This window comes from Mesorhizobium sp. M2A.F.Ca.ET.039.01.1.1 (genome assembly GCF_003998035.1).
Taxonomy (GTDB): domain Bacteria; phylum Pseudomonadota; class Alphaproteobacteria; order Rhizobiales; family Rhizobiaceae; genus Mesorhizobium.
Window position 1 is genome coordinate 1 of sequence record NZ_RZRY01001239.1, and the last position, 1,088, is coordinate 1,088.

Annotated in this window: 2 protein-coding genes; both read right to left on the reverse strand. The window is 66.5% G+C overall.

The annotated features are described in order from the left end of the window. Positions 1–590, reverse strand: a 590-nt coding sequence (locus EOA24_RS38950; protein WP_133374967.1) for an ABC transporter ATP-binding protein, incomplete at its 3' end; no start/stop codon positions are given. After that, on the reverse strand, positions 577–1,088 hold a 512-nt coding region (locus EOA24_RS38955), incomplete at its 5' end, for a PfkB family carbohydrate kinase (protein WP_189354635.1). The genes EOA24_RS38955 and EOA24_RS38950, both read right to left, overlap by 14 nt.

The following is a 1,088-nucleotide window of genomic DNA, read 5'->3' on the forward strand; positions in this document are numbered from 1 at the left end:
GCCTCGATCTGGTCATGGGTGACGTACACGACGGTGGTCTTGAGCATCTCATGCAGACGCTTCAGCTCGGTGCGCATTTCCAGGCGCAGCTTGGCGTCCAGATTGGAGAGCGGCTCGTCGAACAGGAAGACCTGCGGCTTGCGCACCAGCGCCCTGCCGATGGCGACGCGCTGGCGCTGCCCGCCGGACAACTGGCCGGGCTTGCGGTCGAGCAGGGTCTCGATCTGCAGGAGCTTCGCGGTTTCGCGCACCGCCTTGTCGCGCTCGGTGGCGGGAACCTTGCGCATCTCCAGGCCGAAGCCGATGTTGCGGCTCACCGTCAGGTTCGGATAGAGCGCGTAGGACTGGAAGACCATGGCGATGTCGCGGTTCTTCGGATGCACGCCAAGCACTGAACGGCCGCCGATCAGCACGTCGCCGCTGGTTGCTTCGGCAAGACCGGCGATGATGTTGAGCAAAGTGGACTTGCCGCAGCCGGACGACCCGAGCAACACCAAGAACTCGCCGTTTTCGAGCGCGATGTCGATGCCTTTCAGCGTCTCGACGCTGCCGTAACTCTTGCGGACGTCGCTGATCTCAAGCGCGCTCATGGACGGCATCCTCGAATTGGGTCGGCCCGCCATAGTCGCGGGGCAAGGTTGAGATGGCGCGCGAAGCCACCCGGATGGCGGCGGACAGGCACTTTTCAAGGGAGCGTCCCTGTGCCAGGGCGGCCAGGAAGGCGGCGTTGAAGACGTCGCCGGCGCCGATCGTGTCGACGACAGCGACGCGCGGTGCCGGCACTTCGATGACCTCGCCGTCGGGGCCGATGGCGATCGCGCCGTCCGGTCCGCGTTTGACCACGACGGTCGCCCCTGCCTTCATGCCGTCGCGGATCTTGCGGGCCGCTTCCGCCGGGTTTGCCAGGCCGGCCAATGTCGTCGTCTCGACCTCGTTGAAGAGCGCCAGTTCGCAGCGCGACAGCCAGCCGCGCGCCGCCGCGCAATTCGCCTCGGTCCAGCCGTCGATCGGCCATCCCGTGTCGAGCGCGACGGCGATGCGGTTCGCTTCGGCCCAGTCGAAGAGCGCGCCATAGTCGCGCGTAAGAT